This window comes from Streptomyces sp. NPDC020875 (genome assembly GCF_040641415.1).
Classification (GTDB): Bacteria; Actinomycetota; Actinomycetes; order Streptomycetales; family Streptomycetaceae; genus Streptomyces.
The window spans coordinates 20,716-32,769 of record NZ_JBFADP010000027.1 but is presented as its reverse complement, the minus strand read 5'-3'; the positions used below and the strand labels follow the sequence as shown (position 1 = coordinate 32,769).

Annotated in this window: 10 protein-coding genes; 4 read left to right on the top strand and 6 right to left on the bottom strand. The window is 73.0% G+C overall.

Features of this window, described 5'->3' with window-relative positions:
- Nucleotides 1-132: 132 nt before the first annotated feature.
- The 3 genes from AB0G74_RS17570 to AB0G74_RS17560 all read left to right on the top strand — a co-directional run bounded on the left by AB0G74_RS17570 (nt 133) and on the right by AB0G74_RS17560 (nt 4,744).
- Complete coding sequence (locus tag AB0G74_RS17570; RefSeq protein WP_361147004.1) at nt 133-1,932, top strand: GAF domain-containing protein; 1,800 nt, start codon at nt 133-135, stop codon at nt 1,930-1,932.
- A gap of 91 nt (nt 1,933-2,023) precedes the next feature.
- Nucleotides 2,024-3,259: an MFS transporter gene (locus AB0G74_RS17565; RefSeq protein WP_361146836.1), complete on the top strand. Its 1,236-nt coding sequence runs from the start codon at nt 2,024-2,026 to the stop codon at nt 3,257-3,259.
- 6 nt (nt 3,260-3,265) lie between these two features.
- Nucleotides 3,266-4,744: an acyl-CoA synthetase gene (locus tag AB0G74_RS17560; RefSeq protein WP_361146833.1), complete on the top strand. Its 1,479-nt coding sequence runs from the start codon at nt 3,266-3,268 to the stop codon at nt 4,742-4,744.
- Nucleotides 4,745-4,761: 17 nt separating this feature from the next.
- Here AB0G74_RS17560 and AB0G74_RS17555 read toward each other — a convergent pair whose 3' ends face one another.
- The 6 genes from AB0G74_RS17555 to AB0G74_RS17530 form a co-directional block, all read right to left on the bottom strand.
- Nucleotides 4,762-5,190: a VOC family protein gene (locus AB0G74_RS17555; RefSeq protein ID WP_361146831.1), complete on the bottom strand. Its 429-nt coding sequence runs from the start codon at nt 5,188-5,190 to the stop codon at nt 4,762-4,764.
- Between the two features lie 32 nt (nt 5,191-5,222).
- The gene (locus tag AB0G74_RS17550) at nt 5,223-5,927 is read right to left on the bottom strand and encodes a 2-phosphosulfolactate phosphatase (protein ID WP_361146828.1); all 705 of its coding nucleotides are present in this window, start codon (nt 5,925-5,927) and stop codon (nt 5,223-5,225) included.
- A gap of 987 nt (nt 5,928-6,914) precedes the next feature.
- The gene (locus tag AB0G74_RS17545) at nt 6,915-8,840 is read right to left on the bottom strand and encodes an ABC transporter permease (protein ID WP_361147002.1); all 1,926 of its coding nucleotides are present in this window, start codon (nt 8,838-8,840) and stop codon (nt 6,915-6,917) included.
- A 98-nt stretch (nt 8,841-8,938) separates the two neighbouring features.
- Nucleotides 8,939-9,748 carry a molybdate ABC transporter substrate-binding protein gene (gene modA / locus AB0G74_RS17540; RefSeq protein ID WP_361146825.1) on the bottom strand — a complete coding sequence of 270 codons (810 nt, stop codon included), beginning with the start codon at nt 9,746-9,748 and terminating at the stop codon, nt 8,939-8,941.
- A 98-nt stretch (nt 9,749-9,846) separates the two neighbouring features.
- On the bottom strand, nt 9,847-10,245 hold the full coding sequence (locus tag AB0G74_RS17535) for a helix-turn-helix transcriptional regulator (protein WP_361146822.1): 399 nt from the start codon (nt 10,243-10,245) through the stop codon (nt 9,847-9,849).
- Nucleotides 10,246-10,551: 306 nt separating this feature from the next.
- On the bottom strand, nt 10,552-10,761 hold the full coding sequence (locus AB0G74_RS17530) for a hypothetical protein (RefSeq protein WP_361146820.1): 210 nt from the start codon (nt 10,759-10,761) through the stop codon (nt 10,552-10,554).
- Nucleotides 10,762-11,067: 306 nt separating this feature from the next.
- Here AB0G74_RS17530 and AB0G74_RS17525 point away from each other — a divergent pair, with 306 nt between their 5' ends.
- The gene (locus AB0G74_RS17525) at nt 11,068-12,024 is read left to right on the top strand and encodes an N-acetylmuramoyl-L-alanine amidase (protein ID WP_361146818.1); all 957 of its coding nucleotides are present in this window, start codon (nt 11,068-11,070) and stop codon (nt 12,022-12,024) included.
- The last annotated feature ends 30 nt before the right edge of the window (nt 12,025-12,054 follow it).

The window sequence follows — 12,054 nt, the reverse complement described above, 5'->3', positions numbered from 1 at the left end:
CCGGCGGGCGGGCCCGGCGGCGGTACGGGACCCGCTCGTGCGGAACCCCGCGACAGGGCCACCGGCCCCGGCCGTACGGACACGGGCACGGGTCCCGGTGCCGACGCGGCCCCCGGGGCCGGGCCGGGCCGGATTCCCGACGGCGCGCCCCCGCTGCACGTCCTGCTGGAGGCCGTCGTCGGTCTGGGCAGCGATCTCGAACTCCCCGCCACCCTCCAGCACATCGTGGACACCGCCGCCGGGCTCACCGGCGCCCGGTACGGCGCGCTCGGCGTCATCGACCCGGAGTCCGGCCGAACCGGCAGGCCCAGCCCCCTGTCCGACCTCTACACCTTCGGGATGAGCGACGAGGAGAGAGAGCGGATCGGGCGGCTCCCGGCCGGGGACGAGGGCATCGTCGGACTGCTCATCCGCGATCCCCGGCCGCTGCTGATCGACGATCTCACCCTCGACCCCCGCTCGTCGGGCGTCCCCGACGGCCATCCGGTGATGCGGTCCTTCGTCGGCGTCCCGATCCGGGTCCGTACCGAGGTCTTCGGCAATCTCTATCTGACCGAGAAGCGCGGCGGCCCTTTCACCGAAGGGGATCTGGCGCTGCTGAGGGTGCTCGCGTCCCAGGCCGGCACGGCGATCGGCAACGCCAGGCTGTACGAGACCGCGCGCCAGCGGGAACGCTGGATCGAGGGCGCGGCGGCCGTAACGACGGCCCTGCTGACCGGCAGCAGCGCCGAGGACGCGCTGATGACCGTCGCCGAGCGGGCCAGGATCCTGGCGGGGGCGGCGGCCGGGGTGATCCTCCAGCCGACGGCCGACGGGGGTATGGAGATCGTCGTGGCGTCGACCGGCCACGACGCGACGGACGGCGGCCCCGACCCCGGCTCCGGCTCCGGCTCCGGCTCCGGCTCCGGCTCCGGCTCCGGCTCCGGCCAGGGCACGGTCTCAGGTACGAACGCGGGCACGGACCCGGGCACGGACCCGGCCCCCGATCCGGACGTGAGCGGCCCCGATGACATCGTGGGGACGACGATCGCCCCCGGCTCCCCCGTCCTCGTCCAGTTGCTCGGCGGCGAGCCGGTGTTCATCGAGGACTCCGCCACCGACCCCCGGATGACCACCCGGGTCAGAAGCCGGTTCGGTCCCTCGATGATGCTGCCGCTCCAGTCCGGCGGCCGGCTGATCGGCACCCTCGCCCTGCCCCGGCGCCGCGACGGCCGCCCGTACAGCGCGCTGGAACGGCTGATGGCCTCGCAGTTCGCCTCGCAGGCCGCCCTCGCCCTGGTCCACGCCGACGCCCGGCACGACCGCGAGCGGCTGGCCGTGTACGAGGACCGCGACCGGATCGCCCGGGATCTGCACGACCTCGTCGTCCAGCGGCTCTTCGCGACGGAGATGATGCTGGAGTCCACCCGCCGCCGCGCGGTCCCCGGACCGCCCGACCCCACCGGCCCGCCGGGCCCGCCGGACCACGAGACCGAGGCGGCGGAGCTGATCGGCCGGGCGGTGGACGAACTCGACTCCACCATCCAGGAGGTACGGACCACCATCTTCGCGCTCCAGCAGCCACCGGCCGACGCGCCGACCGGCTTCCGGGGCCGGGTCCTGCGGGAGACCGCGGGCGCCGCCGCACTGCTCGGCTTCCCGCCGTCGGTGCACTTCCGCGGCCCGGTGGACGCCCTGATCCGGCCGCCCGCCGACGAACGGCTGATCGCGACCCTGCGCGCGGCGCTGGCCGCCGCGCACCGCCGCCCAGGGGTGGCGGCGATCGAGGTGGTCGTGGACGCGACGGTCCGGCTCGGCGACGGCCGCCCCGGGATCCGCCTCACGGTCACGGACGACGGCCCCCCGGAGCCGGGCGGGCCGCCGGAGCCCGGGGCCGGTCCGGGCGCCGGGAGCGCCCGGGGCCGTACCGTCGTCTGGGACGCCCCCCGATGACCCGGCGCCGTACGTCTCCGCTCCGCCCGCCGCCGTTCGAACGGAGTACCCCAGCGCGCCGCGCCCCGGCCCCCGGCCTTGACTGGAGGGTGTGAATCCCGTCGCCGGCGGCCCCTTCGCCGCGTACCGCAACCTGGCCGCGGCCACGATCGGCTTCACCCTCACCTTCTGGGCGTGGAACCTGATCTCACCGCTGGGCGGCTACTACCAGGACCGGCTGGGCCTCGACTCGTTCCAGCAGTCGGTGCTGGTGGCCGTGCCCGTACTAGTCGGCGCCCTGGGCCGGGTCCCGGTCGGCGCGCTCACCGACCGCTACGGCGCCCGGGTGATGTTTCCCCTGGTCAGCGCCGCGACCATCGTTCCGGTCCTGCTGCTGATCCCGGCGAAGGACTCCTATCCGGCGATGCTCGCCACCGGCTTCCTGCTGGGGCTCGGCGGTACGACGTTCGCGATCGGCGTGCCGCTGGTGAACTCCTGGTTCCCGCCCGCGCGGCGGGGTCTGGCGATCGGGATCTTCGGTATGGGCATGGGCGGTGTCGCCCTCTCCGGCTACTTCACCCCGAGGATCGCCCGGCACGGCCAGGACCTGCCCTTCCTCGTGGTGGCGGCGGCCCTCGCGGTCTTCGCCGTACTCTCCGTCTTCCTGATCACGGACCGGCCGGACCGGCCGATCCCCACCGACTCCCTCGTCACCCGGCTGGCCCGGGCCGGACGGCTCCGGGTGACCTGGGAGTTGTCGGCGCTCTACGCGATCGGGTTCGGCGGGATCGTGGCGTTCGGGGTCTATCTGCCGACGTATCTGCGGACCTGGTACGAGCTGGACGCCACCGACGCCGGTACCAAAGCGGCCGGATTCGCCCTGGTCACGGTGGTCTTCCGGCCGCTGGGCGGCTGGCTGTCGGACCGGGTGCACCCGGCGTACGTGACCGCCGCCGCCCTCGGCCTGGTGGCGGTCACCGCGATCGCCCAGGCGTTCGATCCGCCACTGGATCCGGGCGGAACGCTCTTCCTGCTGCTGATGGCGGCCGGTCTGGGCGCCGCGTCGGGCAGTGTCTTCGCCCTGGTGGCACGGGTGACACCGCAGCCGCAGGTGGGCAGTGTCACCGGGATCGTGGGGGCGATCGGCGGCCTCGGCGGCTTCGTACCGCCCATGGTGATGGGCGCGATCTACAGCGCCAAGGGGTCCTATGCGATCGGCTTCATGCTGCTGTCGGATCTGGCGCTGGCCGGATGCGTCTACGCGTACGGGAGGATGCGCTCGGCCGGAGCGGCGACCGGACGGAAGAATGAGAGTCCGCCCGGCAGACCGGCCACCGACGGAGGATGACCCGAAATGACGAGCGACCTGAAGGACGACGAGAAGCCCGGCACGGGAGACGATCTCTTCCCGGCGCTGCGGCCCGACTCGGACCGCACGGCCCTGCGGTTCGGCGAACGTTCGGTCACGTACGGCACATTGGCGAGCGCCGCCGGAGGGCTCGCCGTACGGATCGGCGGCGCGTCCCGGGTCGCGCTGTGGGCGACGCCCACCCTGGAGACCGCCGTCGGCGTGGTGGCCGCGCTGCTCGCCGGGGTACCGGTCGTACCGCTCAATCCGAAGACCGGCGAGCGGGAACTGGGGCACATCCTGAAGGACAGCGCGCCCCGGCTCGTACTGGCCGGACCCGGCGACGAACTCCCGGCGGCGCTGGCGGGCGTCGAGCGGGTCGACATCCCGGTGAGCGGCCTCGGCGGGCCGCCCCCGGGCCCGGTGGACCCGGCCGCCCCGGCGATGATCGTCTACACCTCGGGGACGACGGGCCCGCCGAAGGGCGCCGTACTGCCCCGCCGGGCCATCGCGGCGACCCTGGACGCGGTCGCCGACGCCTGGGCCTGGACCGGGGACGACGTCCTCGTACACGGGCTGCCGCTGTTCCATGTCCACGGACTGATCCTGGGCGTACTCGGCCCGCTGCGGCGCGGCGGTGAGCTGCGCCATCTGGGCCGGTTCTCGGTCGACGGCGTACGGCGCGAACTGGGGTCCGGCGGCACGGTGCTGTTCGGGGTGCCGACGATGTACCACCGGCTGGCGGAGGCCGTCGGCGAGGACCCCGGGCTGGTACGGGCGCTGGCCGGGGCCCGGCTGCTGGTCTCGGGTTCGGCGGCGCTGCCGCTGCCCGACCACACCCGGATCACCACCGCCACCGGCCGCCGGGTCGTGGAGCGTTACGGCATGACGGAGACGCTGATGAACACCAGCGTCCGGGCCGACGACCCGAAGGCCCGGCCCGGTTCGGTCGGCGTACCGCTGCCCGGGGTCGGGCTGCGGCTGGTCGACGAGGCCGGGGAGCCGGTGGCGGCGTACGACGGCGAGACCATCGGGGAGATCCAGGTCCGGGGCGCGAACCTGTTCACGGGCTATCTGAACCGGCCGGACGCGACGGCGGAGGCGTTCGACGGCGACTGGTTCCGCACCGGCGACATGGCGGTCAGGGACCCGGACGGCTCGGTACGGATCGTGGGACGCCGGGCCACGGATCTGATCAAGAGCGGCGGCTACAAGATCGGCGCCGGGGAGATCGAGAACGTACTCCTGGACCACCCCGGGGTCCGGGAGGCGGCGGTGACCGGCGAACCGGACCCCGACCTCGGGGAACGAGTGGTCGCCTGGATCGTCCCCACGACCCCCGGCACCCGCCCCACCCCCGACGAACTCACGGCCCATGTCGCGGCGGAGCTGGCACCGCACAAGCGCCCGCGCGTGATCCGCTATCTGGACGCGCTGCCGCGCAACGACATGGGCAAGGTGATGAAACGGGCCCTGACGGTGTGACACGGCCCGGAGCGCGCTCAGTCCAGGCAGAACTCGTTGCCCTCGATGTCCCGCATCGCGATGCACGAGTCGTCGCCGCCGTCGTAGAGCAGCCGATCCCGCACGGCGCCGAGCGGGACGAGCCGCGCGCACTCGGCTTCGAGGGCGGCCAGCCGCTCCTTCCCCACGAGCCCCGTACCGACCCGGACGTCGAGATGGACCCGGTTCTTGACGACCTTCCCCTCGGGCACCCGCTGAAAGTACAGACGCGGCCCGACCCCCGACGGATCGACACAGGCGAACGACGCACCACGATCCTCGGGGGCCCGGGAGTCATTGAACTCCTCCCAGCTCTCGTACCCCTTCGGAGGCGGCGCGACATACCCCAACACCTCACACCAGAACAGGCCGAGGCGCTCGGGCTCGGCACAGTCGAAGGTGACCTGGAATTCTCTGATCGCTGTCACCGCCGCACCGTAACAGCCGCCCGCGCGGCCCTTCACGGAGTTTTCCCGTACCCCGGCCCGCCGTCCACGACATACGGCCGCAGAACCATGAGCGGCCCCTCCGAAACGGCCACCATGGCGAACGGAAACCGGTCGAGTTCGAGACAGAGCCGTACGTCATCGGGGTGCGAGCCCTCCCGCACCCCCTCGGCCAACTCCCCGGCAGCCCTCGACGCGGCGGCCCGCCGAAGAAAGACGGCGGCGTCCGCGGACGGCTCGGCGACCCGCTGAGCGATGTACTCGGCACAAGCCAGATCCTCCTCGGCCCGCCCGTCCTCACCGGTCACGACAAAGGTGACCTCGCCGTCCCCGCGGGCCCGCAACAGCCGCGCGGTCGCCTCCGCCACCACAAAACTCGCACAGAGCACCAACGACGCGTCCCTGACCGCGAGAGCACCGACCGTCCCGGCCGTGGTCTTCTGCACCACGGTCCGCCCGTCGAGCTCGACCGACCGCAACAGCCCCGGCGAATTCACGGCATCGAACCCGGCCGCGGCCGGACCGTCCTTGACCGCCACCCAGTCGGGATGCCGCGCCTTGAGCGCCCGTACGTCATCGAGGGACCCGGCGAGCACGACCTTCTCGGCCCCCCGCCCAAACGCCCAGGCAGCGACGGTAAAGGCCCGCATCACATCGACGACGACGGCCACGGCCGGGGTCCGGTCCAACTCGGCGATCCCGAGAAATCGAGCGTCCATCCCTCGATCATGTTCCCGAACAACACGTATCGCCCACCCATTTAGCCCCTGGCCCCCGAGGCCCCGGTCCGCGCGGTGGTCCTGGTGTTGTCGGCGGCCTGCCCCACCGTCGTGGCTGTTCGCGCAGTTCCGCCCCCTATGCCTCCGGCAATGGGGGGACCCCCAGCGCCTTGGCCCTCCGGGTGAGGCCCACAACCCCGGGCCGCGCCCGGCAGCCTGGTGCAGTTCGCGGTCTGCGGACCGCCTGTGGCTGTTCGCGCAGTTCCCCGCGCCCCTAAATACTCTCCCCAGCACCGCTCTCAGGGTGGGTGATGCCCTCCGGGCGGGATGGGTAGTGCTTCCTCCGGAGGTGTTTCGACTGCGGGCCGTCATGGGCTTGTCGCGCAGTTCCCCGCGCCCCTAAATGCTCTCCCCAGCACCGGATAACGAGAGGGGAACCCACTCCCCGGAGGAGGAGCCCTTTACAAGGGCGGCGACGGGGGCGACCAGGGGCGCGGGGAACTGCGCGACCAGCCAGCCACCGGGGCGCGGGTGGACCACAAACACCAGGTGGCACCCTCCCCTCCCTCGGGACGGGCTCCAGCCCCAGGGGACAAGTCCAGTCGGCGTGGTCGGGGGGTGCAGGGTCGCCCCCTGGGGGTCCCCCCAAAGGCAGCTTTGGGGGAGGACGGCGGAAAAGACCGGGTCTCCCGGACAAGACCCCCACTTCCGCCGTCCGTGAGGAGGTGAGCCCGGAGGCCACCGACCCTCCCGACGCCGAACAAGTGCGCCCGCATACCGCCGGAGTGACGGTCACATCTTCAACAGCCCCTTGGGGGTCCCCCCAAAGGCAGCTTTGGGGGAGGCTGAGGCGCGAACACCCCGCACGCCGCGGGAAACCCCCGCACCAGGCGCCCAGGGCGCGAGGCGCGAAGACCCCGCCTGGCCACAGGCAACCCCGGCACCAGGCGCCTGAGAAACCAGGACCCCCACAGCGGGAGGCGCCCGTCAGAGAACGACCACCACCACCACCTCCGTCGCCTTCACGCTCGTCCACACCGCGATCCCTTCCGTCAGGGAGAGTTCCGTCGCCGACTCGGGGGTGATCTCGGCGATCAGGTCCGGGGCGCCGGGGGTCGTCACCAGGACGCGGAGTCGCCCGCCGGACGCGGTGATCTCGCGGATCGTGCCGGGGCGGACGTTGCGCGGGCTGCCCGTGGGTTCGTCGCGGTGGAGGGCGACGGCCTCGGGGGCGATCACGGCGAGGATCTCCGTGCCGGGCGGCGGCGGGTCGGGGACTACGAGGAGGTGGCCGCCGTCGTGGAGGGCGATCGTGCCGGTCTCGGTGGCCGTGCCGGGCCAGGCGTTGCGGCCCAGCATGCGGGCGATCCAGGGGGAGCGGGGGTGGCGGGTGACTTCGGCGGGCGGGGCGTATTGAAGGGGTTCGCCCGCTTCGAGGACGAGGACCCGGTCCGCGAGGGAGACCGCTTCGACCGGGTCGTGGGTGACGATGAGGCAGACGCCGCCGTAGCCGTCGAGGTGGCGGCGGAGGGTGTGGCGTACTCGGGCGCGGGTGGTCTGGTCGAGCGCGGCCAGGGGTTCGTCGAGGAGGAGGAGCCGGGGTCCTGGGGCCAGCGCGCGGGCCAGGGCGACGCGCTGGGCCTGGCCGCCGGAGAGTTGGGCGGGTCTGCGGTGGGCGAGGTGGCCCACGCCGAGGCGGTCGAGCCAGGCGCGGGCGGTGCGGCGGGCCTCGGCTCGGGGGACGCCTCGGGCGCGGAGCCCGTATGCCGTGTTCGCGAGGGCGTCGAGGTGGGGGAAGAGCGCGCCGTTCTGGGGGACCCAGGCGACTTCGCGCCGGTGCGGCGGGCGGTGGGTGACGTCGTCGTCGCCGAGGCGGAGTGCGGCGTGGGCGCGTGGGGTGAGGCCGAGGAGGGCTCGTAGGAGGGTCGTCTTCCCGGCGCCGTTGGGGCCGACGACGGCGATCGTGGTGCCGGGGGCCGCGTCGAGTGTGAGCCGGGTGAAGCCGGTGACTTCGGCGTTCAGGGCCCATCGGCCGCCTCCGCCACCCCCCGGGGCTTCGACGTTCGGGGCGTCGTTCGGATCCGGCCCGCCGATGTCCACCGCACCCGCACCCGCACCCTGCCCCGCTTCCGCCGGTGCGGTACGTTCCGCGCCCGCGTCCCGGGTCGCGCCCGTGGCTCCGGTCCACCGTCCCCGCAGGGCGATCAGTACGGCCATGGCGATCGCGAGCAGCAGCAGCGATACCGATGTCGCGGCGGCCGGTTCGTTCTGGAGCAGTAGATAGACCTGGAGCGGCAGGGTCTGGGTGACGCCGGGCAGATTGCCCGCGAAGGTGATCGTCGCGCCGAATTCGCCGAGGGCGCGTGCCCAGGTCAGCGCCGCGCCCGCGAGCAGTCCTGGGGCGACCATGGGGAGGGTGACGGTGCGGAACACCCGGAGCGGGGAGGCGCCGAGGGACGCCGCGGTCTCCTCGTACTCGGGGCGCAGCCCGTTGAGCGCGCCTTCGAGGCTGATGACGAGGAACGGCATCGCCACGAACGTCGCGGCGACGACGGCCCCGGAGGTGTGGAAGGGCAGGGTGACGCCGAAGGTCTCCTCCAGCCAGGGGCCGAGGAGTCCGCGTCGGCCGAAGCCGAGGAGGAGGGCGACGCCGCCCACGGTCGGCGGCAGCACCATCGGCAGCAGGACGAGGGTGCGGACCAGTGCTTTGCCGGGGAAGTCGGTACGGGCCAGCAGCCAGGCCAGCGGTACGCCCAGCAGCAGGGAGAGGCCGAGCGCCCAGAAGGAGACGAGGAGGGAGAGGCCGAGGGCTTCGGTCACGCCGGGGCTGGTGAGGTGGGTGCCGAGGTCGGACCATTCGGTCCGGGCGAGGATGCCGAGGAGCGGCAGCAGCAGGAACGCGACGGCGATCAGGGCGGGGACGGCGAGGGCGACGGGGACGCCGGTCCGGGGGCCGCGCGGTGGTGGGCCGTACGGCCCCGGCTCCGCCGGGGCGGTACGGGGCTTGCCGCTCACGGCCGCTGGAAGCCCGCGTCGAGCAGGATCTTCCGCGCCTCGGGTCCGGCGAGCCAGTCGACGAACGCCTTCGCCGCCGCCTCGTTGTCCGTGGTCTTGAGGGTCGCGGCCGGATAGCTGGCGACCGCGTTCCGGTCGTCGGGGATCTCGACCGCGTCGACCTCGTCGGGCGCGGTGGCGGCGTCCGTACGGTAGACGAGGCCCGCGTCGGCCTCGCCGAGTTCGACCTTGGTCAGTACGGCCCGGACGTTGGGCTCCTGGGAGACCGGCTTCACGGTGATGTCCTGGGCGTCGAGGATCTTCCGGCTGTAGCGGCCTACGGGGACTTCGGGCGCGGCAAGTACCACCTTCAGCCCGGGGTCGGCGAGATCCTCCAAGGTGTCGACGCGCCGGGGGTTGCCCTCTTCGACGGCGATCACCAGGCGGTTCTTCGCGATCACCACGGGCGTACCGGTCTCGCCCTTCAACCCGTCCATGGTCTTGGTGTCGGCGGTGACCAGGGCGTCGGCGGGGGCGCCCTGGCGGACCTGGGCGGCGAGTTCCTGGGATCCGGCGAAGGAGAAGGTGATCTGTGTCCCGGGGTGGGCCTTCTCGTACGCGGCGCCCGCCGTCTCGAAGACGTCCGTGAGCGACGCGGCGGCCAGTACGGTCAGCTCGGCTTTCGGGGGCTTACCGGTTCCGGCGGCCGGCTTGTCCTGGTCGTCGCCGCAGGCGGCGAGGGGGGCGATCAGGGCGACGGCGGCCAGGGCGAGTACGGCGCGCCGCCGGGCCGGGTGCCGCCGGGCGGAGGTCGGTACGGATGCCATCGGGTACGGCTCCTTCACGGGGACGGGCGGGCGCGGGGCAGGTCGCGCGAAGCGGCGCGCGGGCGGAACGCGGACGAGGGGGACGGGGACCGGCCGGGTCAGGGGCGGTCGATATGGACACTGGTCGACTTCACCCGGGCGGTCGCCTCCATCCCGACCTCAAGGCCCAGCTCCTCCACGGCCTCCCTGGTGAGCAGGGAGACCAGCCGGTGCGGTCCGGCCTGGATCTCTACCTGCGCGGCGACATCGCCGAGCTTCACGGCGGTGACGATGCCGGGGAAGGCGTTACGGGCGGAGGTGTACGAGGGCTCCTCGTCGCCGCCGTCGCCGCCTTGGGCCAGCTCGACGGAGAACGCGGCCAGATCGCGGCCGTCGATCAGGCGCCGCCCGGCGTCGTCGCGGTGGGTGGCGACCCGGCCCGCGTCGGCCCAGCGGCGCACGGTGTCGGGGCTGACGCCCAGCAGCCGCGCGGCCCGGCCGATCGTATAGGAGTGCATATGCGTCAAGATATGCGCCTTCAACTTGCATAAGCAAGGAGATATGACTGATCGGACCGCAGTTGCGAGTGGTGGGATCATTGTGGCCGGACATCCGCTTGACCAACCCCGCGACCGAGCGGAGACTCGAACTGCGCGCACCTCGCGGGCGCGCGTGGATTCCGCCATGAAGGCCCCGACCCATCCCCTCCGGTCGGGGCCTTCACCGCGTTCCCGAGCCCCTCGCGAACCCTCGCGCCGGGCACCGGGCGTCGCGCCGGGCACCGCACCGACACCCCGCCGTACGACCCGGCGGCGCCCGCCCCCTCAGTCCGCGGGCGGCTCGTCACCTCCGCGGACCCGCGCCTTGAGCTGCTTCTCCACCTCGTATCTGCTCTCGCCGCTCTCCCGCGCGAACGCGGTGATCGCCTCCTGTACGGCCCCGGCGGTCTCCAGGGTCAGTCGCCCCTCGCGGATCTCCGCCCACGCCCGGGTCTCCAGTTCCACCAGCTCATCCGGCAGTTCAATTTCAGCCATGGCCGAAATCTTAGGTCTCGCCGTCGGGACGGGGCTCTCGACCTGCGGCGGACGCCACCACGGCCGCGCCCTCGAACCCCATCCGCCCCGCCCGGCACGGCGTCCCGAACCGCCCGCCGAACCCCGCCCGTCACGGTGATCGGCGCACTGGGGGCGCCAACCGGGGGCGCGCACACCAGCATTTAGCCCGCAATTCATCTCTTCAGGGGATTTCAGCCCTCAAGTTTCCTATTTCTACTGCTGACATGAACGACTCTGCGGTTCAGCCGCATAAATCAGCGCCCCCGCACCACTGGAGACACGCCGATGGCAACACCGATGACCGCCGCTCAGTTCGAGGCCGCCCTCCGCACAGAGGGGGTGGAGGTCGCCGAGGTCGGCGATTGGCAGAACCACACGAGGACCGGAGCCGGCCGCCCCTGGGGGCCGGTGAACGGTGTCGTGATCCACCACACCGTCACCAAGCGACCCGCCGACCCCGTCCGTATCTGCCGCGACGGCTACAGCGGACTGCCGGGCCCGCTGTGCCATGCGGTGATCACCAAGGACGGCACGGTCCATCTGATCGGCTGGGGCCGGACCAATCACGCGGGCGGCGGCGATCCCGCCGTCCTGGCGGCCGTGACGGCCGAGTCGTACGGCAGCAGGCCCCCCGCCCCCACCAAGGGCAACAAGGACGGCATCGACGGCAACCGCCACTTCTACGGATTCGAGTGCGAGAACCTCGGCGACGGCAAGGACCCCTGGCCCGCCGCCCAGCTCGACGCGATCGAGCGGGCCGCAACCGCCCTCTGCCGGATCCACGGCTGGTCGGCGAAGTCCGTGATCGGGCATCTCGAATGGTCCGACGACAAGTCCGATCCCCGCGGCTTCACCATGCCGGATCTGCGCGAGCGGATCGCGGCCCGGCTCGCCGAACGCCCGGCACCCAACCCCGACCCGAAGCCCAAGCCCAAGCCGCCGACCCCGCCCGGCGCACCGGTGGTCGACCTGTCGAAAATCATCGCCGCCGCCCGCCGGGACCCCTCCAGGCCGGGCGCCCCCGTCTCGTATCCCGGGGTGAAGATCGTGGAACAGGCCCTGGTCAAGGAGGGCCTGCTCACCGCCTCCCTCGCCGACGGCCACTACGGCACCGCCACCAAGAAGGCGTACGCCGCCTGGCAGCGCGCCCTCGGCTACTCCGGCACGGACGCGGACGGCATCCCCGGCCAGCGGTCACTCCGCGCCCTCGGCACCAAGCGGGGCTTCACGATCACCCCCTGACCCCCGCACCCGCCCCCTACCAGCGACGCC

Excerpts from the sequence above, each read along its gene's own strand:
- AB0G74_RS17560 (WP_361146833.1), top strand. The coding sequence starts at position 3,266 with ATGACGAGCGACCTGAAGGACGACGAGAAGCCCGGCACGGGAGACGAT.
- AB0G74_RS17550 (WP_361146828.1), bottom strand. The coding sequence starts at position 5,927 with ATGGACGCTCGATTTCTCGGGATCGCCGAGTTGGACCGGACCCCGGCC.
- modA (WP_361146825.1), bottom strand. The coding sequence starts at position 9,748 with ATGGCATCCGTACCGACCTCCGCCCGGCGGCACCCGGCCCGGCGGCGC.
- AB0G74_RS17535 (WP_361146822.1), bottom strand. The coding sequence starts at position 10,245 with ATGCACTCCTATACGATCGGCCGGGCCGCGCGGCTGCTGGGCGTCAGC.
- AB0G74_RS17530 (WP_361146820.1), bottom strand. The coding sequence starts at position 10,761 with ATGGCTGAAATTGAACTGCCGGATGAGCTGGTGGAACTGGAGACCCGG.
- AB0G74_RS17525 (WP_361146818.1), top strand. The coding sequence starts at position 11,068 with ATGGCAACACCGATGACCGCCGCTCAGTTCGAGGCCGCCCTCCGCACA.